Origin of the sequence: [Clostridium] citroniae WAL-17108, from assembly GCF_000233455.1 — a bacterium.
Lineage (GTDB): Bacteria > Bacillota > Clostridia > Lachnospirales > Lachnospiraceae > Enterocloster > Enterocloster citroniae.
On record NZ_JH376426.1, the window covers coordinates 244,021 to 266,165 of the forward strand.

19 protein-coding genes are annotated in these 22,145 nt (G+C 52.7%); 8 read left to right on the plus strand and 11 right to left on the minus strand.

The window, feature by feature from the left end; all coding sequences use genetic code 11:
- Positions 1-14: 14 nt before the first annotated feature.
- The 10 genes from HMPREF9469_RS21460 to HMPREF9469_RS21505 form a co-directional block, all read right to left on the minus strand.
- Complete coding sequence (locus tag HMPREF9469_RS21460) at positions 15-1,451, minus strand: hypothetical protein (protein WP_007866684.1); 1,437 nt, start codon at positions 1,449-1,451, stop codon at positions 15-17.
- 43 nt (positions 1,452-1,494) lie between these two features.
- Positions 1,495-3,357: a glycosyltransferase family 39 protein gene (locus HMPREF9469_RS21465; protein WP_007866687.1), complete on the minus strand. Its 1,863-nt coding sequence runs from the start codon at positions 3,355-3,357 to the stop codon at positions 1,495-1,497.
- Positions 3,358-3,410: 53 nt separating this feature from the next.
- Complete coding sequence (locus tag HMPREF9469_RS21470) at positions 3,411-5,774, minus strand: glycosyltransferase family protein (RefSeq protein ID WP_007866689.1); 2,364 nt, start codon at positions 5,772-5,774, stop codon at positions 3,411-3,413.
- A 48-nt stretch (positions 5,775-5,822) separates the two neighbouring features.
- Positions 5,823-6,608, minus strand: a complete 786-nt coding sequence (locus tag HMPREF9469_RS21475) for a glycosyltransferase family A protein (protein WP_007866691.1) — start codon at positions 6,606-6,608, stop codon at positions 5,823-5,825.
- Entirely contained in the window at positions 6,598-7,239 is a 642-nt protein-coding gene (locus tag HMPREF9469_RS21480) for a D-sedoheptulose-7-phosphate isomerase (protein WP_007866693.1), read from the minus strand. Before HMPREF9469_RS21480 ends, HMPREF9469_RS21475 begins: the two co-directional genes overlap by 11 nt.
- 4 nt (positions 7,240-7,243) lie before the next feature.
- A complete protein-coding gene (gene gmhB, locus HMPREF9469_RS21485) occupies positions 7,244-7,822 on the minus strand; it encodes a D-glycero-beta-D-manno-heptose 1,7-bisphosphate 7-phosphatase (protein WP_007866695.1) in 579 nt (192 codons plus the stop codon).
- A gap of 26 nt (positions 7,823-7,848) precedes the next feature.
- On the minus strand, positions 7,849-8,919 hold the full coding sequence (locus HMPREF9469_RS21490; RefSeq protein ID WP_007866698.1) for a GHMP family kinase ATP-binding protein: 1,071 nt from the start codon (positions 8,917-8,919) through the stop codon (positions 7,849-7,851).
- The gene (locus tag HMPREF9469_RS21495; RefSeq protein WP_007866700.1) at positions 8,913-9,620 is read right to left on the minus strand and encodes a nucleotidyltransferase family protein; all 708 of its coding nucleotides are present in this window, start codon (positions 9,618-9,620) and stop codon (positions 8,913-8,915) included. The genes HMPREF9469_RS21490 and HMPREF9469_RS21495 overlap by 7 nt, the downstream gene beginning before the upstream one ends.
- A gap of 99 nt (positions 9,621-9,719) precedes the next feature.
- Positions 9,720-13,664 (minus strand): glycosyltransferase, encoded by a 3,945-nt coding sequence (locus tag HMPREF9469_RS21500; RefSeq protein WP_007866702.1) that lies wholly within the window; start codon positions 13,662-13,664, stop codon positions 9,720-9,722.
- Positions 13,665-13,690: 26 nt separating this feature from the next.
- Complete coding sequence (locus HMPREF9469_RS21505; RefSeq protein WP_007866704.1) at positions 13,691-15,049, minus strand: ABC transporter ATP-binding protein; 1,359 nt, start codon at positions 15,047-15,049, stop codon at positions 13,691-13,693.
- Positions 15,050-15,424: 375 nt separating this feature from the next.
- Here HMPREF9469_RS21505 and HMPREF9469_RS21510 point away from each other — a divergent pair, with 375 nt between their 5' ends.
- From HMPREF9469_RS21510 to HMPREF9469_RS21530, 5 genes are all read left to right on the plus strand, one after another.
- Positions 15,425-15,901, plus strand: coding sequence for a rhodanese-like domain-containing protein (locus tag HMPREF9469_RS21510; RefSeq protein ID WP_007866707.1), 477 nt, complete (start codon positions 15,425-15,427; stop codon positions 15,899-15,901).
- Positions 15,902-16,072: 171 nt separating this feature from the next.
- Positions 16,073-16,390: a thioredoxin gene (gene trxA, locus HMPREF9469_RS21515; RefSeq protein WP_007866709.1), complete on the plus strand. Its 318-nt coding sequence runs from the start codon at positions 16,073-16,075 to the stop codon at positions 16,388-16,390.
- A 354-nt stretch (positions 16,391-16,744) separates the two neighbouring features.
- Positions 16,745-16,990 (plus strand): ATP-binding protein, encoded by a 246-nt coding sequence (locus HMPREF9469_RS21520; RefSeq protein ID WP_007866711.1) that lies wholly within the window; start codon positions 16,745-16,747, stop codon positions 16,988-16,990.
- 1 nt (position 16,991) lies between these two features.
- Positions 16,992-17,702 (plus strand): hypothetical protein, encoded by a 711-nt coding sequence (locus HMPREF9469_RS21525; protein ID WP_007866712.1) that lies wholly within the window; start codon positions 16,992-16,994, stop codon positions 17,700-17,702.
- 32 nt (positions 17,703-17,734) lie between these two features.
- Positions 17,735-18,418, plus strand: coding sequence for a Crp/Fnr family transcriptional regulator (locus HMPREF9469_RS21530; protein WP_007866714.1), 684 nt, complete (start codon positions 17,735-17,737; stop codon positions 18,416-18,418).
- Between the two features lie 5 nt (positions 18,419-18,423).
- On the opposite strand, the gene HMPREF9469_RS21535 is transcribed toward HMPREF9469_RS21530, so the two are convergent.
- Positions 18,424-19,323, minus strand: coding sequence for a LysR family transcriptional regulator (locus HMPREF9469_RS21535; protein ID WP_007866716.1), 900 nt, complete (start codon positions 19,321-19,323; stop codon positions 18,424-18,426).
- A gap of 155 nt (positions 19,324-19,478) precedes the next feature.
- On the opposite strand from HMPREF9469_RS21535, the gene HMPREF9469_RS21540 reads away from it, so the two are divergent.
- The 3 genes from HMPREF9469_RS21540 (at position 19,479) to HMPREF9469_RS21550 (ending at position 22,106) form a co-directional block, all read left to right on the plus strand.
- Complete coding sequence (locus tag HMPREF9469_RS21540; protein ID WP_007866718.1) at positions 19,479-20,096, plus strand: chromate transporter; 618 nt, start codon at positions 19,479-19,481, stop codon at positions 20,094-20,096.
- Positions 20,093-20,674, plus strand: a complete 582-nt coding sequence (locus HMPREF9469_RS21545) for a chromate transporter (RefSeq protein ID WP_007866721.1) — start codon at positions 20,093-20,095, stop codon at positions 20,672-20,674. The genes HMPREF9469_RS21540 and HMPREF9469_RS21545 overlap by 4 nt, the downstream gene beginning before the upstream one ends.
- Before the next feature lie 100 nt (positions 20,675-20,774).
- The gene (locus HMPREF9469_RS21550) at positions 20,775-22,106 is read left to right on the plus strand and encodes a Na+/H+ antiporter NhaC family protein (RefSeq protein ID WP_007866723.1); all 1,332 of its coding nucleotides are present in this window, start codon (positions 20,775-20,777) and stop codon (positions 22,104-22,106) included.
- The last annotated feature ends 39 nt before the right edge of the window (positions 22,107-22,145 follow it).

Sequence of the window (22,145 nt, forward strand, 5' to 3'; positions counted from 1 at the left end):
TCCATTATGTGCTTTTATCTGAAAATATTCAGCCTGTTTTCCTCTAAGATACGGAATGCCTCCTGGATCTTGTCCACGCCTTTCCTGTACTCGTATGTGTCTTCCAGATCCTTCTTGGCGGCCTCCAGCTCCTCCCGGCTCATACCCGGGATCAGCGGGGCCATTGCCGCCTTTTTCTCAAAACTCGCCTCCCGGTTTGGGGCCTTCCTGATCTCATGATAAGTAGTATAACCATTTCCCGCCAGGATTGCAAGGCAGAATACTGCCGTCAGCCACTGCCGCACCCTACGTTTTCCCCCGCCCTTATTCCAGGTAAGCGCAAAGGTAAGGACCAGCCCCAGGATCCCCACCTGGAACTGCAGGGCGTAGCGGGAACTTAGGGCATATGTCTCACTCTCAAATATATAGCGGGATATGAATATGATCACATGGTTAAGCCCGCCTCCCACCAGCAGCATCATGGGAAATATGGTCCTCTCATAAAGCTTAAATCTCAGGTTCAGATAAAGGGCATACACATAGCCCAAAAGGACAAACATGCCTATGAGGTAACACATCCGGCTGCTCAGCACCCCCTGTCTCATCAATTCCTGAAGTTCCTCTCCCCCCACCAGGATCCCTGCAAAGGATTTGAGCATGAACCGTACCGGAAATGTGGGATTGTCAGAAAGGATCTCCATCAAAGAGCGCCCCGTGGCCCCGGCATGTTCCTCCACTGCAAAGGAATTGCTGAGAATATAAAGAAGCAGCGGGATCAGGGTACATGCCATATAGGCCAGATACCGCATGTCCCAGGACCGGACATCTAAGACTCCCTTTCCGGTCCGCTCCCCTCTCCCAAGTCCGTCCCGCACCATGCAGAATCCGTAGGACATAAGGAGCGTCACTGCATAGACGGCGCAGTAAGGGCCTGCTGTTCCCAGTATGATCAGCCAGGGAAGCGCCAGGAGTTTCATCCTGTCATGTTTTTTTTCCCCGCCGGACCACACACGGTCCAGAACCAGTTCATGGTAGTAAAAACAGGCAAAGGCAAAGAAATGGGACCATCCGCTTCCGTTTGTAAGCATTTCCCATTTGTTCAGGCTGAACATTACCGCCATGAGAAGGGCAAACCAGCCGCAGCCGATTCGTTTGTCCCTGCAGTAAATACCGAATGCCCATCCGGCCAGCCCCAGGCTCACCACCCCCAGGACCCGCTCAAAGGTAATGGAGAATCCGAACAGTTCCACATTCACGATCCTGCAAAGGTAATTGATGGGGATCCTGGTAAGCACATCCGGTACAAAGAACTTGTCCGGATCATACACATCGGGAAGATAGCTGTTCACCAGCCTGATATAATCGGAATATACCACATCGCAGGTGGCATTCTTCACATACCACAGGCAGAATAAAACGCCCAGAACAGGGAGCATCCAATATATGATTTTTCTGTATCGTTCTGCGTTCATGGTTTCTTTTCCTCTCTTTGGGATGTACCAGGCGTCCCGTCCGCTACCTGGCCGTCATATGCACGATTGCGGCAAGCCTGTCGTCTCCCCGCTGCTCCTGGGCATTGGGCATATAAAAATTATAATCAAAGGTCAGGTGTACCATCTGCCATGGTTCCGCCTCAATGGTGGTATTCACCACCGTGGAGCGGACCGGGATGACCCTCGGCTCCTCCTGGTCCATGGTGATCTTGATGCCCTCCCCTCCGTTCATGACGCCCGGGTACATGATCTCCAGATCAATGCAGCCCGTCTCTCCCGCCATGACTGTAAGGCTGGCATGTTCGTCCATCCATCCGTCCTCATAGTAGCCATAGTCCACCTGGAGCTTCAGTTCTTTCACAAACTGGGTGATGTCCTGGAATCCGTTGTGGTCCGGATCCTCCCGCAGCACAAGCATGCGGTCGTTCACCAGCCCGATATCCCGGATACTGTCTATGAATTCCACCCTGGTCCCCTCCGCTGTCCTGTCCTTGTCATACACCTTAAAGAACGTGCGGGCAGTAAAATCGCTCATCTCATAGCTGTTGCCTATGATATAAATGGTCTTTCCGAAAATACTATCCCCATACCGCTCATAAGTCTCCTCAGCCAGAGAGTTATACCTGAGCTGGTTGGGCCACAAATACAGTTTGGGATAGTATCCCCTGTAAAACAACTCCACGGGCAGCATCAGCGCCACATAACAGGCAAACACCACACCCCAGGGCCACAGGCGTTTCAGGTAAAGCTCCGGCTTCACCCCCTGGGTCAGCACCCCATACATATATGCCAGAAACAATAGGGATGCTGTGAGGGAGACATAGACCCAGCGCATTTCCACCCGAATGGTAACACTGGAGGACGCAATGCAGGCCCCGATAAACAGCAGGAACAGGACTGAATTCCAGATGATCCGCAGCCTGGCATCCTTCCGTTTATCCCTTATGAGTTTTACCAGAAAGCCAATGACAAGAATTACAATGGCCAGGTCGGCCGCAAGCACCAGGAGCCGGATCCCCAGCGGGCTCTGGTCCCACGGACAGCCGTTCAGGTGTTCCGGGCCTGCATTGATCCCAAACACATAGGCGGCCTGGCACAGGGCATAGCGGATAGTATCCCCTATGGAAAAGGTGTCCGCCACCTGGGTTCCTCCCGTGCCGGCCGGAAGAATGCTTCCGATGGTAAATGCCCGGATCAGCTGGACAAGGAGGAAGGAACCGATGCTGATCCCCCATTCCCAAGGCCCTTTGGAGCGCTTTACCAGCAATGCGAACAGAAGCAGCGGAAACAGCACCATATATCGTTCATGGACAAAACATACGCCGAAATAAAGGGCGCAGGACAGGTAAATACATCCCTGGCTGTCCTCCTCATTCATATAGCGGTAAAGATACCATAGGATTCCGATGGCCATCCACAGGGCCATGGTCTCCATCAGCCCCAGGACCTGGCCGATCTGGTAGTAAGCCATACGGCTGGACAGATACATAAAACCGCACAGGAAACCGATGGCCTTGGAGCCGGCCAGACGGCGTCCCACAAGGTAGACGGACCATGACACCGCTGCGTTCAACAGTACGTTAAAGGGCACGAACCAGTTCACATGATTGCCCACCACCGCCATCTCCAGCCAGGCGGCCAGATAGTACAGGAATCGGAACCTCGTACTGCCCACGGGAAATACATACTGCAGGAATCCCTGTTCCCCGTAGCAGGACCAGAAATACAGGTCATCCATGTAAAGCCCCTTGATTTCAATATTCCTGTTCACCCAGATTGCCGTGGCCAACAGAAGCCCCATAAAGATCACATGGTCCTTCCATTCATATTTTTTCTCCATTCTGGAGAAACCGATCCTGGTTCTTGCACTCTCTTTTGTCTCCACTGTACGCGCCTCCTTGTCCCGGGCACCCGGTGCCCTTGCTCTTGCAGGTTTCCTTATGGATGTGTCATGTGGGCCGTCACACGCTCCATGCTGTAATTTTGGTAAAACTCCTCCACAGCCTGCTCCGGATGTTCAGGGGCAGCGCCGTCAAGGGTAACCCTGGCTGTCATATTCCCCCATTCATACCGGATATCGGTAAGGCTTCCCTCCTCGATCATGTCCTCGATCATCTCAAGGGCCCTTGGCTGCCCCGCCAGATATCCTGCCTCCACAAAGAAATATTCCGTACCCGCATATTCCAGGAATTCCTCAAAATAAGCCAGCCTCTTTACCAGATACACGTTTCCGCCGCTGCCCGTCACATCATAGTAGCTCTGAACGCTGCAGGGCAGTTCCAGGACATCGGGATGGGTCCCAAAAGCAACCACCCTTGTCCTGGGCGTAAAGCTGCCGGCCAGGCCCTGATATCCCTTTTCCCGCCTTCTCACAAGCGCCTCCCGGCGGTGGTCGTAATATCCCCTGTGCTTCAGGCTTATGGGGGTAAATCCGGGATTTCCAGCCCAGCTGGTCAGACAGGTAATAGGGACGTTGCATACCATGAAGAGAATGACCGTCAAGCAGCACAACCTGCCTGCTTTCCCGGCGCCTGCTTCCTCAATCCCGGCTTTCTCAACTCCTGCTTCACCGATCCCCCCGGCCATCCTCATGGAGCTGATGACCACCAATGCATAGAACAATATAAAATAGTTTCCGTCCACCTGGGAAAGGGTATAGATGCTTGCAATACATCCCAGTGCCATAACAGGAACCAGGACCAGGTCAAAGAAAACCCTGGGGTTCCTCCTGTCCCTGCTCTTTACCGCCGACCATATCCAGATAAAAAGGAACAGGGTCACCAGACAGGTTCCCCAGGCAATGATCACATGGTCCATATCCTCCGATACGGGAGCCAGGAGCATTTCCCCAAGACGCCTTCCCAGACGGGCCAGCTTTTCCTCCACTGTGAGCAGGGACGCATCCCCGATCACATGGCGGAAGGTAAAGGGATATTTAACCGCCCAGCCGATCTTCTCGCAAAAGCCCGCAAAGATGGAGGTCACCGGCACCCCGGTCAAAAGCCAGGTGCGGTACCACAGCCCCGCCACCGCGCCCGCGGGAAATACCAGCAGCAGCCATCCCCTTTTATCCCCCAGGGTGAGACGGCCTGTAAGGATCAGGCACAACAGCGCCACGCCTCCAAGGGCGGTGGAAAATACCAATGCAGTGGGTTTATAGACCATGGTCAGAAGATAGGTACCTATGGCCATAAGAAGCCAGGGCGTTCCCGACTGTCTGCCAGGGCCTTTTTCATCCTTTTTCCCTGTCTCAAATGCCTGGCACAAAAAATAATAGATAATCAGCTGGTGCAGCAGGGTGATGATATCGCTTTTGGCCGTGGCCGCCATGTTCATGATACCCGGTATGGAGGAGAGAACGGCCGCCGCAAACAGCCCCATCCCGCGCCCTTTGACCCGGCTCACCATGGACGCCCCAAGGGCCAGTACAGCCACGGCGATCCACAATGAAAATGCCAGCACGAACCCATATGTGGGCGTGCCGCACAGGGGAAGCACCAGCACCTCCAGTCCTTTGCTGTAGGTATATACCAGGTTGATCATCCCCAGATTTTCATAGATCCCCCTGCCGTTGTCCAGGACATAGACGGAGCGGAGTCCGTAATGCAGGGAATCATAGTCCAGCTCAATATTCAGGCGTCCTGCCTGGATTAACACCATGGTTATGATAAATGCCAGGAGCCAGGCATGGGACCTGCGCTCCGGCATCCAGCCAAGGAATACGCTCCGGCAGTTCCTGGGGGACCGTTCCCCCTGGGCCGGCATTCTCCGGCGCCTCCTGACAAACAAGGCCCCCTCGGCCAGCAGGGCGGCGGCCCCCATAATCAGCGCGCACCACCGCCACAGGCGGATTCCTCCATGGCCTGTCAGGGAAATGAGGCACACAAACACGATCCAGAATCCGCTTCCGGTCACCAGGGACAAAGACATTTCCAGGATCGTGCATTCCTTTAGTTCAAGGGATATGAGCCGGTGCAGCCATCTGCCCCAAAGCATCAGGGCCGCCAGATACAGGAATGATACCGCCCCAGGAAGGAAGATCCGGTGACACCAGGTAAATACCACGATACCCGCAGCAAGTCCCAGACACCTGACCCACGCTTTTCCCCTGCCCTTCAGCCAGAGCAGGTTCCATATAAATACAACTCCCACTTCAGCCATCATGGTTCTGGAAGATGCCTCCTTCAGGACAAGGCTCAGGGGACCGGTGACCATTACCTTATGGCATGATATGATAAGAAATATTCCTGCCAGCCCAAAAAGCCCTGCCAGGAGCAGGTTCTCTCTCTTGCTACCTTTCATATATAACCTTTAATCCTTCTGTTCTTTCGATTTTCCAAAACGGATCCGTCACTCATATTCTGCGTAAGCCGACTTATAAAAATGCATCAGAAGACGGGCAACAGGTTCCGGCCAGAAGCGTCTGAACATGATTTCCTCCTCCAGCTGCCTTCTGTTGTCCGCAATACATGCCTTGGTTGTAGCGCCCTCATGGACTCGATAATAGAGAAGGGGACGTTCCACGCAGATAAAACGGCCCCTTTCCCCGGCCAGCTTGTAAAGATTGTCCCAGTCAAGGGCAAACTGGAATCCGGAACGCACCAGGGGTACACCCAGCATTTTTTTCTGGTAGGTGGTGGCCGGGCAGCAGATCGGATTGCCAAGGATCAGGGACAGGCGTTTGACCCAGGTCAAACCATTCAGACAGGGCATACGCAGCGGAATGCGCAGCAGACGCTTGATCCAGAGCATTTTATCCCCTGTGATCAGACGGCCGTTCTTTATAATGGCATAGTCCGTGGTAAACACGGTCATATCCGGGTATCTGCCATAGGCTTCCAGAAGTTGGGCCGAATATTCCCTGTGATACATATCATCCTGATGTGCGATGGTGACCAACTCACCATCCGCCATCTCATAGGCAAAATTCCAGTCATCCCTTATATTGCTCTCCCCATCCCTTACATACAGAGGAATTCCATATTTCCATGCAAGCCCGTCTATGTAGGGGCTTGGGGTGGATGTGCACAGGATCATGTGGCCCGGCAGGCTCTGGGCCTTCAGAGAACGGATACAGCGCTCCAGATAAGGGGAATCCTTGTATGCGCAGATAGAAAACACATGCTTATACTTCATAGAAATGCTCCTCCAGCATCAGGCAAAGGGCGTGGTAAACCGGAAGATGGAGTTCCTGGATCTTAAAGGTCTCCTTTTCCGGAACCACAATGGGCACATCGCTGGCCTTTGCCAGGGCTCCCCCATCCTTTCCGGCCAGGCCAATAACCTTAATTCCCATGGCTTTTGCCACAGCCGCGGCATACATCACATTCTTTGCATTGCCCGATGTGGAAATACCTATGAATACATCTCCTTTTTTTCCATAACCATACAGCTGCTGGGCATAGATCATCTCCCCATCCACATCATTGAGGAATGCGGTGGACAGGGCCGTATGCCCGGTGAGGGCGATTGCGGGAAGCGCTCCCTGAAGTCCCTCCTCCAGCGCAGCGCCCCGCTGGGGATCGGCCTGTCTGAGCGCACGGGCAAACTCCGGGGACACGGGGCGCCGTTTAACAAAGCCCTTCATAAGTTCCCCCACAATGTGTTCACTGTCCGCGCAGCTTCCTCCGTTGCCCGCGATGAGGACCTTTCCCCCTTGCTCATAACAATCCTTTAAAAGCTCATAAGCGGCCCGGATATCCTCCTTTACCGCTTCAAGCACCGGATATCTTCCGGTCAGTTCCTCCAGATATTCCATCTCTTTCATGGGTTCACACCTGTCCTTTCTCCACAATCCACCGTGCCGCGTCCATAAGGGTCTCGCCATAATGATCGTACACAGGGTTTACTCCCCGGTCCATATCCTTTTGGTGCTGCTCCCTGCCGTATCCGGTGCCCACCAGAATGGAGGCAATGCCGTAATTCCTTCCCGCTTCCACGTCCAGCAGTTTATCGCCCACCATAAAGGAATGGGCCTTGTCCACTTCAAAGTCCTTTTCCGCCATCTCAAACATACCGGTCCCGGGCTTGCGGCATCTGCACTGGGTTTTGTATTTTCCCAGACCATGCTCCGGATGGTGGGGGCAGTAATAGTAGGCGTCAACGGCCGCCCCCTCCCGCTCCAATACACGGTTCATATAGCGGTGCAGCGCCTCCACATCCGACTCCTTATAGTACCCCCTGGCCACCCCTGCCTGATTGGTCACCACCACCAGCCGGTATCCGGCCTGTTTCAGCAGCCTCAGCGCCTGGGGAACGCCTGGGATCAGCTTTAAGTCCTCCCGTCTGTGAAGATAGTGGACCTCCTCATTCAGGGTACCATCCCTGTCTAAAAATACAATTCGTTCCATTCAGATCATATCTCCCTGTATCCGGCTTACAGGCCGAACCTGTACTCTCCGTCAGGCATATGGACCGTCACCTGGTCGTACTGCCATCTGTCGTCATCCATAACCCAGCTCTGGGCTCCCCGCAGTTCAAAGTTCCAATCAGCCAGCTGGCCTCCCACCTGCTCCATGCGGGCCGCCACCTTGTGGCGCACATTATAGGGGCAGTACATCAAAAGATAGCCTCCCCCGCCGGCTCCCAAAAGCTTTCCGCCCAGGGCCCCTGCTTTCAGGGCCTCGTCATAGAGCTCATCAATCTGGGGTGTGGTTATCTTGGAGCTCATGCGCTTTTTGCTCTGCCATCCATAGTCCAAAAGCTTTCCGAAGCTGTGGAGGTTGCCCTTTAACAGCTCATCCTTTAATGCATAGGCCAGGGCCTTCACCTCGCACATGGCCTGAAAACTGTCCTTTTTCTCATAGTTTTGGACCTGGTCCTTGATAATGTTGGCGGATACATGGATCTTTCCCGTGTAGCAGAGCAGCAGGTTGTACTGCAGCTCATGGATGATATCCTTCTTAATGCGCAGAGGATTCACCACCACATTATTGCGTCCATGGAACTCGATAAAATTAAATCCGCCAAAGCTGGCCGCATACTGATCCTGGTAACCTCCATCGATCCCCAGATCCAGACGCTCCACCTGGTAAGCCAGGTCCGCCATGGCATAGGCGTCCATCATAGTTCCCTTCCAGCGGGACATGGCCATGAGCATGGCTACCATCACCGTAGAGGACGTTCCAAGACCTGAGCCCGGAGGCGCGTCACACTGCAGGAACACCTCGCAGCCCTGCTTGATATCCATGGCCTTTAAGGCGGCGGTTACCAGGTCCAGCTTTCCGTTATAGACATAATTCTCATTTGTATTGTATTTGACCGTCATATCAAAATCAATGGAATTCACAATGATCTGGTCATCCTCCCTGGGGACAATGGAACAATACGCATATTTATTAATGGTGCTTCCGATAATGGCCCCGCCCTGTTCCTCGCAGAACGGCGCCACATCGGTTCCCCCTCCGCCAAAGCTTACGCGAAGGGGCGCCCTTCCTCTGATCACCATATAACCTTCCTCCTCACATCTTCCTGGAACTGGTAGTATGCCTCGGGAATGCCGATATCGATAAAATATCCGTCATTGACAAAACCTCCCAGCCTTTTTTCCTCGCCCAGCCATCTGGGTATCATGTCATTTTCCAGTGAAACCTTTCCCTCCGGTATCCTGTCAAGCAGCTCCCTTTTCATCAGGTAGACGCCGCCGTTAATGGTCCCTGTTCTGGCTTCCTCTATTTTTTCGTTAAATGCAGTGAGTATCCCTTCCCGGTCCAGGACAGCCTGTCCATATCTGGACACATCCTCCACTTCCCGCAGTACAAGGGCCATGTCCAGATCCCGGACATCCATGATCTTGGACAGCCGCGTATAATCGATCTGATAAAATGTATCCGCATTGAGGACATAGAACCTGTCCTGTGTGATCAGTCGGCCCGCATTCTTAATAGCCCCCGCTGTTCCCAGCAATGTCTCCTCATAGGCGTAGGAAGCATGAAATCCAAACCTGTCTCCACTGCCAAAATGCTCCTCCACCATGGAACCCTTATACCCCACGGCAAAGATAATGTCCGTGATCCCGTGGCGCACCAGTTCCCTGGTCACATACTCCATAAAAGGGCGTCCTTCAATCAGCGCCATGGGCTTGGGCCGGTCGCTTACCACGCTGCGAAGCCGTGTGCCAAGTCCGCCGGCCAAAAGTATTGCTTCCATTCCTCATCCTCCATTCGGTCCGTTTTTCCGTCTGTCCTTCCGGTCTGTTCTTCCGGTCTGTCCGCCGGTCCGGTCTGCTGCAACGGCCAATGCACATCCTTATCTCTGTGTAAAATCTTCCTCAATTACCTTCCAGGCCCCTTCCAGGCTGAAATATTTTTTAATATAATCCTGGGTTTTGCGGCAAAGTTCCCTGCACCGCTCATTGTCCCGGTACAGGTTTACCACCCGGTCCGCGAACTGCTCCGCCTCGTCTGCCGTCTCCAGGACGGATTCCACAAAGGGAATGCCCTCCGCTCCCGTGGAGGTGGTCACAATGGGAGCGCCATTGTAAATGGCCTCCACCACCTTGCCCTTGACTCCGGCTCCGTACCGGAGGGGCACCACCACCAGCTTGCAGCTTGCATAAAGGCTTTCCAGTTCCTCCTCGCTTACAAACCCCTTGATGATGATTCCATTTCCATCCTGCTCCAAGGCCCTGATCTCATCCGTCACCTTAGAGCCCACCACGTAAAACTTTATGCCCGGTATGCGCTCCCTGATCCCCGGGAAGATCTCCCTTGCAAACCAGAGCACCGCATCCGCGTTAGGCGGATGGGCAAAGCCGCCCACAAACAGCAAACCTTCCCTTTTTGCAAAGTCATCCCGGATGTCCGTAAGGAATGTGTCATATACATAAGCGGTTATGGCCTTTGCCCGGATGCTTCCGTCAATGGCATGGATGGCATCGATCTCCACATAGGAGGGATAATAAGATACCGCTGCCTTATGCATCATGGTCAGTTCCACGGATTTCCAGTAATCTGCTTCCCGCTTGATCTCAATATCCCCGGTCAGGGCATACTCCCTTCCCAGACGCAAAAAATGCAGGTCATGGCCATAATAAATCACCTTTATCCCGGTGTAATCCCTGATATAATCCACATACTTGGTGGCGATATGGGGACGGTTCAGGTAAGCATAGGAAATCTCATCCCCATTTTCCTTAAGCCAGTCCCAGATGCCTGCCGCGTATCCATCGCCGTAGAGCACCTCGATCCCCATCTGCTGCAGGGTGGTGGAATAGGGCTCCTCGTGAAGGAAATTATCGCCCAAAAACTTCACCACATATCCCTTTTTCAGGAACATCTTCAGGTACTGGTATGTGGTCTTGGAACCGGCGTCCCTGTCAAAGGTGGGCACATAGTGGTCCACCACCAGGATAATCTCCTTTCCCTGGCTGCGTTCCCTTGCCCTAAAGGGATTGGGATTGCCCGTATTGACGCACTGCCCCTTCAGCTCCACCGCCCATTTTTCCTTCAGCTTTTCACTGTTCTCCACCTGATAGCGCTTAAGCCCGGTACCATTCACATCCGTGCCATTGGAAATGCCTTCATAGTGGATCACCTTGGACAACGGCTGGTACACTACCCGGTACCCGGCCTTTCTCACCTCAAACGCAAGGTCCGAATCCTCGCAGTAAGCCGGCGCATACCGCTGGTCAAATCCTCCGATCCGCTTCCACAGGGACACGGGCAGCAGAATGGCTGCTCCTGATATATAGTCTACATCTTTTACATAATTGTATTCCGCTTTGTCCGGGTCATCCAGACGGCCGTAGTTCCAGCCGGAGCCATCGCTCCAGATAATGCCGCCTGCTTCCTGGAGACGTCCGTCCGGGTACACCAGCTTAGATCCCACCATGCCGATGGAGGGATCCGACTCAATCAGTGTTACAAGAGATGAAAGCCATCCCCGGGTCACCTTGGTGTCATTGTTCAGGAACATGATATATTTGCCCCGCGCCGCCTCTGCGGCATGGTTGCAGTTTCTCAAAAATCCCTGGTTTGTCTGGTTGCGGCTGATGACCAGGCCTTCCACATACTGGTCCAGCCGGGCGGTGGCATCCGTGGATACATCATCGGCAATAATGACCTCATATGTCACATCCTTTGTAAATTCCAGGATCGACTGAAGGCAGGCATAGGTGTAATGCACCTGGTTGTAGCAGGGAATGACAATGGATACCATGGGGCCTTCCCAGCCTCCGGGTCCCTCTTTTCCCTGGCCCGGCACCTGGGGGAACCTTAGTCTGCCATATTTCAGGTAATCCTCCCCGATTTCAAAATCCCCATTGATCAGGTTTCGCCCCTCTTTGGCCGCATACATCCTGCCGTAACGCACCGGGTGTTTTACCGTATTAAAACAATAGTTCAGGATCTTGCGTTTCCTGGTCCCCTTTGGGAATACCCGGTTCACCCCATTGCCCAGCTTGCGGCGCAGTTTGAATATAAGGGCTTCGTGGCCGTTCAGATAGGTGGCCAGCTTGCCAAGCTCATCAATCTCATGGCGCAGGTCCCTGATCATCACCTCCAGGTTGGCCACATGGTTGTTGGTCAGGCGCTGCACCTCCTGTTCCTTGCGGATCTGGAGATTCTTTTCCTCCACCTCTGCCTGGAGCTGGTTGATCCTGTCCTTTGCCCTGGCAAGGCCCTGGTCTGCCTGCCTCAGTTCCTCCAATGTGGTCACCTTCTGGCTGTAGCCTGCCAGATATCCCTGGTTTCCATCCCCGTGCACATAGGACTGGAAGGCTCTTTCCATGGAAGCATACACGGACGCCATCTCCCCGGATACTGAGAATTCCTTCAGAAACCCTTCCAGCCCTTCATAGTCCAGTAAGTTTTCATATTTATAATAGAAATAAGCCAGATTACGGTATTGTACAAAATGGGCCGGTACGGGAAAATCAAACACCCATTCGTAATCCAGACAGTACAGACCGTCTTCCCTGCCGTCCTCTCCCTCTACGACCATCAGATTTTCAAACAGCCCGTCAATGTTGCTCACACGGTAGGAACTGTCGCTGATATCCGGTATCTCCCCAAATACCTCCGTAAACTCAGGTGTAACGGCAAAGGGCATGATCTGGTCCTCTGGCACGCCAAAGAGCACCTTCATGGCTGCCTCTATAGCCTCCACAGGCGCTTTTCCTTCCCTGATCTCCCTGCCCAGACGTTCTGCCAGTGTCTCTCCACGCAAAAAGGAAAACCGCACCGTCATCCCGTCCCGGGATATATCCGGCTCCAGCACACGGACCGAAGGGTTAAATTCCTGGAGTTGTCCGTATTTCTTCTGAAAGGAAAGAATATGCCAGCTTCCCTGGCTCCCAAGAGCCGCCTTTTCCACATAGCGGGTTCCCTTTTCCTCCAGAATGCTGGTCCGGATCTGGAATTTTCCTTTCCTGGTACGGTTATATTTTGTGAAGATGGTTTTCTGGGCAGGGGCATCCGCTGACGCCACAATTAAAAATCCATTGGCAAACCGTCCAAAGTCCCCCTCGCTGATAAGCCTGTCAAAGATCTCTTCCTCATGAAAACAGGCATACCGCGGTTTGTCATAGGCCATATCCATGTGGGTAATGTCACCCTTGCCCGGAAGATAGCGGTCTGAATAAATGGACACAGGCAGCCTGTGATCCGGCATAGGGTAGTAGAACTCAACCCGGGGCAGTCCGGCATCCAAAAAGGCTGCCTCAAGCTCCCCCTTCATCCAGGCGCCCTCCTGTGGGTCATATCCGCCTCCTGCCAAAAACCGAAGCCCTATGGTATTCTCACATGCAAATACAAGGCGGCCATGATCCTTCAGGTATTTCCCGGCCCGGCCTATGATCTGTCTTATATCAGCCTTTTGCCCCGTTCCGCTGCTCGGCCCTATGAGGAAAACCCAGTCAAACCTGCTCTCCCCGTCCTCCAGTCCATAGGTAATATTGGACTTGTCCCGGTTCCGTTCCCGGTTAACGGCCAGATTTTCATCCCTGCTGTCCATCACCGTCACATGGGCACAGCGGTCAGCCAGGAGCCCGGTGAACGCACCGTAACCGGATCCTATCTCCAACACCTGGTCATGGACAGAGAGATCCAGCCACTCCAGAAGATTCTCCCGGACAGGAGTCAGGGCATGAAGCACCTCCGGACGGTGGTCTGATGTAAGCGCCCGCTCTATGCCTTCCTGCGTGCTGCCGTATGTTTTAAATAAATCTAAGATTTCATAACTGATGTCGTTCATGAATTTCCTCTTTTTACTTTAGCATGTTAACTGTCACTGCTTTTCTTTTCTGCCCTGACCTGGGACTCCATATCATATACGCCCACTGTGTTCTTGTTGGATATCACGGTGATATTGGTCACATTATACAGGCGGTGGTACACCACGTGCTCCCCGTGTTCAAATCCGGTACAGGACATGCTCAGCAGATATTCGCCTCCCTGAAGCGTCATCTTCTGGGTAAACTCCACGGTATATTCATCCCCATTTTTCACCGGCTTTATGTCCGCTCCCTCAAACATGGTGTTGGTGCCGGTCAGATCCGTGCCCTTTTTGTCCTTGATCGTATAGGTGAAAATGGGTGCGTCAATCTCGGTGTTAAACCGGATGCACTCCTTGATCGTAAACATTTCCCCTTTAAGGAGAAGGTTGGTGATATTGCCCCTCTCATCAAAGAGGCCCAGGTCATAGATCTCCGCCCGTCCGTCCCCGTATTCCGTCCTGTCAAAGTTAATGGTCAGCTGGTCCTTCATGAGTTGGCCTGTTACATGGCCTTCCTCCTTTTGATCCAGGCCCATGCCTCCGGAAAAGTCAGACATCCCTACCGGATCCTCGGCCTTTTCCCTGTCCAGCTCCGCTTTCAGGGAATCCATCTGACCGGCCAGTATCTTCTTATATAGATCCACCATATGGCCGGGCTCGCCCTCCGACACAAATTCACCCTTGTTTAGCAGCACTACCTTGTCACAGTATTTGATGATGCTCCCCATGTCATGGGTCACCATCAAAATGGTCGTTCCCTTCTGGCGTATCTCCTCCATCCTGCGGTAGCATTTCGCCTGGAAAAATACATCTCCCACGGACAGAGCCTCATCCACGATCAGTATCTCAGGATCCACATTAATGGCTAACGCAAAAGCCAGCCGTACAAACATACCGCTGGAATAAGTCTTCACCGGCTGGTATACAAAATCCCCGATCTCCGCAAAGTCCAGAATATCCTGAAGCTTGGCGTCCATCTCCTTTTTCGTATACCCCATCATGGTGCCGTTCATATATATATTTTCAATTCCCGTGTAATCCATATTAAAGCCGGCGCCCAGCTCCAGCAGGGCCGATATCTTTCCATTCACTTCCACCTGGCCTGTGGTGGGGGTCAGAACACCTGTGATGATCTTTAAAATGGTGGACTTGCCCGAACCATTGGTTCCTATGATACCTACGGTCTCGCCTTTTTTTACCTGGAAGGACAACTGGTTCAATGCATAAAAATCCCTGTGGTAATTCTTATGGGAAATGCTCATGGATTCCTTCAGCCTGTCAATGGGTTTCTCATATAGTCTGTATACCTTTGTCACATCCGCAACATTGATGGCATACCCGTTGTCTTGATCTTTTACTGGCATAAAACAATCTCCATCCTGAAACATGTCTGTTTAAAAACAGGTTCCGGCAGCAGCACGTCCCATCTCCCGGAAACTATGGCCCCGAAGAAGATGACGTAGAAGGCTACGCCGGCTGAATCGGGGCCAATGTACCGCGAAGCGGGCGCGCTATGTCCCACTGTGCCGGGCAGGGCCTGGCGGATCCGTTGGGACAGACTGTCGGAAATGAATTTTTAAACACGCTATGGGCATAAGTATAGCATACAATGCGATATTTTTATACCTCAAACAATATTTTTCAAAAAAAGTTAAGGAATCCTATTGACATTTTTAACTGTATGTTTTATAGTTACAGTATGAACTGTATTAAAACCAATTACAGAAAGGAGCCATGTGATGAAGAAACTAAATCCCACCCTATTTGCTGTTTTTCTCCTGTGCGGCGCCGCCCTGGCCGCGTGCAGCACATCCGGCGGCACCGCAACAGCAGCTCCCCCGCCTTCTGCGCAGGCAATGCCCCAGGAAACACAAGCACAGGAAGCACAGCCCCAGGAAGCACAGGGCACCTACCGCAAGATCACGGCCCAGGAAGCAAAGGCAATGATGGATAAGGGAGACGTTACGGTGGTGGATGTGCGCAGGTCGGATGAATATGCGGCAGGACATATCCCCGGCTCCATCCTGGTTCCAAATGAGGAGATCGGCGACACACAGCCGGAAGAACTTCCGGACCTGGACGCGGTCCTTTTAGTCCACTGCCGCACCGGGATAAGGAGCAGGCAGGCCTCCGACAAATTGATCAAATTGGGATATACCAATGTCTATGATTTTGGCGGCATTGCAGATTGGCCCTATGACACGGTGACAGAGTGAAATAAAACCCTGTCCGTCCTCTTATAAGTTTGGCTTAAAGGAGGAATCTTAAACATTAGATATAAGAATGAATGTTTGGTGATTTTTGTCACATAACTCTCCGCTAAAATGTGGTATGCTATAAGCAGTTAATGAAATAATAATATTGAATATAAATCAGGAGGTTTTATCATGGAAATTAAACATTTATCTAAAAGCGAATTTGATCAGGCAGTAAACGCAGGGGATGATCTGGTGATCGTTGATTTCTTTGCAACATGGTGCGGTCCCTGCAAGATGCTTTCACCCGTTGTAGAGCGTATGGCTGACAAGTACGGGGACGTACATTTTTATAAGGTAGATATTGATGAGGAGATCGATCTTGCTTCCCGTTTCCAGGTCATGAGCGTTCCCACCCTCCTCTACATGAAAAGGGGCGAGATCGTTGGTAAGTCCGTAGGTCTTGTGTCCCCGGCCGATATGGAGCGGGAGATCCAGAAGAATAAATAGTCTGCACGATCCTTACAAAATTGGTAACAGTTCAGAACGGCGGGAAAATGGGTGCAAAAGCGGGCATTAAGCTTGCTTATAAGTCCGTTTTTACACCCATTTTCACATCGGACGGACAGCTACCAAAATAGATTTAAAAACCGCGGCCCCTCACACAGGCCGCGGTTTTTAATTTTTATACGGTACATCTGTACACCGCTTCCGTACATTGCTTCTATGTGACCGCGGTCACCGACCCTATCCCCGGTATGTGGTATCCTTTAACAAGATACAGTGTACTCCCATAGTCTCCCGCTACCCGGATTTGCGGGATGACTCCGAGAGTACACTACAGCAAACCGGAGGTATTTAATAATGAAACCCTTATCTAAATCCATTGCCTATGTCCACCAAGACGACTGCGTTGCCTGCGGCTGCTGCCTTAAGGTATGTCCACGCCAGGCCCTGGACATCTGGAAGGGCTCCTACGCAGTGGTACACCCGGACCTGTGCGTGGGATGCGGCAAATGCTCCAGGGAATGTCCTGCATCTGTCATTGATATCATTCCCCGCCAAATAAAAACCAACTCATCTTCAGACAACCGGAAAGGAGAAGCATAGTATGGGCAGCACATCAAAATCAGATTCCATTTCCCGGAAAACAAAAGCCGGTTCCGGCAAACACTGGTACGATTATTTATGGATCGCCTCCCTTGCTTACCTGATCCTGGGATTTTTCAACATCATGTTCGCCTGGCTTGGCCTGATCTGTTTTCTGGTCCCTCTGTTCATCTCCCTGTCCACAGGCTCCAAGCTTTACTGTAACCGGTACTGCGGCAGGGGACAGCTGTTTTCCGTTATGGGGAAAACATTCCGCCTTTCCTCCAACCGGCCCATTCCCAACTGGATGAAGTCCAGGGCATTCCGCTACGGCTTCCTTGTCTTTTTCCTGGTCATGTTCTGCCAGATGCTTTTGGGCACCTACCTGGTGTTCAGGGGAAGAACCGGTTTAAAACAGGTGGTGACTGTGCTCTGGACCTTCCGCCTTCCCTGGAACCACGCCTATTACGTTACAGGGCTTCCCCTGTGGATGTCACAGTTTGCATTCGGCTTTTACAGCGTGATGCTCACCTCCACCATACTGGGCCTGGTTACCATGGTACTGTTCCGCCCCCGCTCCTGGTGCGTCTATTGTCCCATGGGCACCATGACCCAGATGATCTGCAAAGCCAAAGCAGGCACTCAGACAGATTCTTTGACAAAGGACAAAAAACAGGATACACTTATGGCAGATGAGTGTGCTCCCGGAATCTCCCGGCACACAGATTTGTGAGATGATTTTTTGTTAAAGGAGGAACATCTGCCATGAGTACTGTTTCCTATAATATAACAGAGACCTTAAAAACCAGCTATCCCTTCTGGGACCATCTCAGTCCCGGACAAAAGGACCAGCTGGTTTCCTGTTCCCACATCCGCGCCTACTCCCCCGGCAGCTTTATCCACAGCCGCTCCGAGGAGTGCCTGGGTGTGATCCTTGTGCTTTCAGGCCAGGTCCGCACCTATATCCAGTCTGAGGAAGGACGCGAGGTAACCCTGTTCCGGCTGGGTGCCGAGGATGTGTGCACTCTTTCCGCTGCGTGTATGATGCAGGAAATCACATTTGACATTTTCATAGAGGCTGTGGAGGAATCCACCCTTCTCATCACAACGGCTGCCTGCATCCACCGCCTGATGGAGGATAATATCTATGCGGAAAATTATATTTACCGCCGGACAGCGGAACGTTTCTCCGATGTGATGTGGTCCATGGGCCAGCTTCTCTTTTCCAGCTTTGACAAACGCCTGGCCGCCTATCTGGCCGATGAGCAGGTTAAGTCCCGGACCAACACCATTTCCACCACCCATGAACAGGTTGCAAAAAATCTGGGTACGGCCCGGGAAGTGGTTTCCAGGATGCTGAAATATTTTGAAAAGGAAGGGATTGTTTCCCTTGGAAGGGGAACCATCACGGTGGTGGACACCCGGAAGCTGCGTAAGCTGCTGGCATAAGGCCCTTATCCTGTTTTGGAGTTTCCCGGAAACTCCTCCCCCTTGCAGATTTCCACCAAGGTCCTTGCGCTTTGGGACAAAAACTTGTTCTTATGGTAGATCACGGAGTATTTGCGGCTCAGGGCCATTCCCTTGATCTTAAATTCCGCAATCTCCCCCTTTTTAAGGCTTTCCTGCACAAGAGAATATGGCAGGATGGATATCCCCAGCCCTGACCTGACCCCGTGAAGAATGGCCTGATTGCTGGCGCTCTGCCACAGCGGAGCAACCGCCAGCTCCTGGGCGGCCAGCAGACCATCAAATATCTCCCTGCCCGCGCTCCCCTTTTCCCTGAGGATAAAATCCTGATCCTTCACTTCGGCCAGCTCCTTCAGCGTCCTGCCCGCAAAGGCATGTTCCACGGAACAGATAAAAGCCAGCCTGTCCCCCTGGAAGCTCTCGCTGAGTATATAGCTGCTGTGGGATACCCCCTCTATGACTCCGATATCGATCTGATTATCCAGGATCTGCTGCTCAACACTCCCGGAATTTCCAATGAATGCCTCCACCCGGACGGAAGGATATACCTGCTTTAACCTGTTGATATACTGGGGAAGCAGATAGGTGCCAATGGTAATGCTGGTGCCCACCCTCAGCTGTCCCACCGCGTCCTGGTCCCTGATCCCCTGCTCCATCTCGTCAAACAGGTCTATAAGATGTCTGGCATACTGAAGGGCCCTGCGCCCATTATCCGTCAGGTACAGCTTGCGTGAGATCCGGTCAAACAGCTTTACCCCATAATATTCCTCCATCTCCGATATGGCCAGGCTGATGGACGGCTGGGCAATAAACATCTGGGCCGATGCCGCCGTCATACTCCCCGTCTCACATACAGCCACAAAGATCCGTAAGTGGCGCAGCGTCATACTATTTCTCCTTTCCAATTTTCCCGGCCCATGGATCAGCCGAAAATATATAATGGTTTTATTATAAATATTATTTAATTATAGTATTTTACATATATATTTGCAAGCTGTATAGTGTATAGAGACAGAATAAACGCGGAAAGGAAGTACTCCCTATGGTCGTCAATGTAAAATCCCAGCCCGCGTCCCATCCAAAGGGGCGCCGCTCTTTATTATGTAAGCTTTTTATCTCTACCCTGTACCTGAGCACCTTTACCTTTGGAGGCGGGTACGTGATCATCACCCTGATGAAAAAGAAGTTCGTGGACGAATACCACTGGATCGATGAGCAGGAAATGCTGGACCTGGTGGCCATTGCCCAGTCCTCTCCGGGGGCCATTGCCGTCAATGGCGCCATTGTGGTGGGCTACAAGCTGGCGGGCATGGCCGGCGTTCTCACCTCCGTGTTAGCCACGGTCATCCCTCCCTTTGTCATCCTCTCTGCCATTTCCCTGTTCTATGCGGCGTTCCGCTCCAACCTGGTGGTGGGCTGGATGCTGGGCGGCATGCAGGCCGGAGTGGGAGCCGTCATTGCCCAGGTCGTGTGGGAAATGGGCAGCGGTATTGCAAAGAACCGGCAATGGATCTCTGTATGCATCATGATCGCCGCGTTTGTTGCCAACTATATTCTTAATGTGAACGTGATCCTGATCATCCTGATCTGCGCCCTGATCGGTGTGGCCCGCACCCTCCGAGCGGAAAAGACGCGCAAGGAAGGAGGCCGGACATTATGATTTATTTTCAGCTGTTCCTGAGTTTTCTTCAGATTGGCGCCTTTAGCTTTGGAGGCGGATATGCCGCCATGCCCCTGATCCAGAATCAGGTGGTGGACCTGCACCATTGGCTGAACCTGGCTGAGTTTACCGACCTGGTAACCATTTCCCAGATGACCCCCGGACCCATTGCCATCAATTCAGCCACCTTTGTGGGGACCCGGATCGCCGGAACCCCAGGCGCCCTGGCAGCCACGGCCGGGTGCGTGCTGCCCTCCTGTATCCTGGTAACCCTGCTGGCACGTATCTATCTGAAGTACCGAAACCTGAGCATTATACAGGGTGTGCTCCAGTCCTTAAGGCCCGCGGTGGTGGCCATGATCGGCGCTGCCGGTGTCAGCATCCTGGTGACTGCCTTCTGGGGGCTGGGCGGATTTACGCCGGACCTCCAGGCGCTCAACCTGCGCTCTGTCTGCATTTTCCTGGGCGCTCTGGTACTGCTGATACGTTTTAAAATGAGCCCTATCCTGGTAATGGTGCTGTCCGGCGTGTTTGAGACAGTGTGCCAGCTTATCATGCGGTTCCTGCCGTACAAATGAAACCCATTGACTTTATATCCCTTACGCTATAGAATACCATATAGAATATAATAAGCGGCCGCTTGTCGGCCGCCTATTTTTCCGTATCAGGGGGATTAAAATGATTGCTGAAATCATCACACTTGGACTGTTTCTGGCAGGGCTTGGCCTGTGTATCTTTACAGGAATACAAATCCTGTACGCGCTTTTGTTTGGGCTTGCCTGCTTTTCCCTCTACACCCTTTCCAGAGGGTATTCTGTCAGGGAAACCTGCTCCATGCTGGGAGAAGGCATGGGAAAAGTTAAGAATATCCTTATCATCTTTGTGCTGATCGGCTCCCTTACATCCATCTGGCGCACCTGCGGCACCATTCCCTTTATCCTGTACCATGCCATGGGGTTGATCGATCCCAGGTTCTTTGTGCTGTGCACATTTCTCCTGTGCTCCATGATGTCCTTTCTCACAGGCACCTCGTTTGGGACTGCCAGCACCATGGGTGTTATCTGCATGCTGATATCCAACGCGGCCGGTCTGGATCCCGCCCTCACAGGAGGAGCGGTCCTCTCCGGCAGCTTTTTTGGGGACCGCTGTTCCCCCATGTCCTCCAGCGCCCAGCTGGTGTGCACCCTGACCAGGACCGATATTTACACAAACCTGAAAAATATGTGCCGCACCTGTCTCATTCCCCTGCTCATAAGCTGTATCCTGTACGTGGCTCTGGCAGGAAGGGAAACAGGGGCGCAGGTGGACAGCGGCCTGTTGGCACTGTTCCGGGACAACTTCTCCCTTCACCCGGCAACAGCCCTTCCCGCCCTTATCATTCTCGGACTGGCCCTTTTCCATGTGGATGTAAAATACGCCATGGGTGCCAGTATTGCTGCCGCTGCCGTGGTGGCGGTCCTGTATCAGGGAGCTATGCCTGCGGATCTTATGAAAAGTCTCTGGACCGGTTACCGGGCAGAATCCGAAACACGCCTGTCATCCCTGTTAAATGGAGGCGGTATATCCTCCATGGTCAAGGTGGGCATCATTGTACTGATCTCTTCCTCCTACTCCGGCATTTTTTCCCGCACCCGCCTGCTGGCCGGTGTGAAATCCGCACTCCAGCGCTCAGCCAGGATCTTTACGCCGTTTGGGACCGTGGTGGTCACTTCCGTACTGTCCTGTGCCGTGAGCTGCAACCAGAGCCTGGCAACCATACTGACCTGCCAGATGTGCGATACCCTGTATCCCAGCAAGGAAAAACTGGCTCTGGCCCTTGAAGATACCGTGATCGTGCTTGCGGCCCTGGTTCCCTGGGGAATTGCAGGCGCCGTACCTGTGGCCACCATCGGAGCGCCCATGGTGTGTATGCTGTACGCATTTTACCTGTACCTGCTTCCCGTGTGGAATTTGCTCACTGCCTTTTACCATGAACGGCCCAAAGCGCCGGTGCCTGCCTCTCACTCATGAGGCTCCAAAGGAAGGCCGTCCGGGTCATGGAAAAATTCC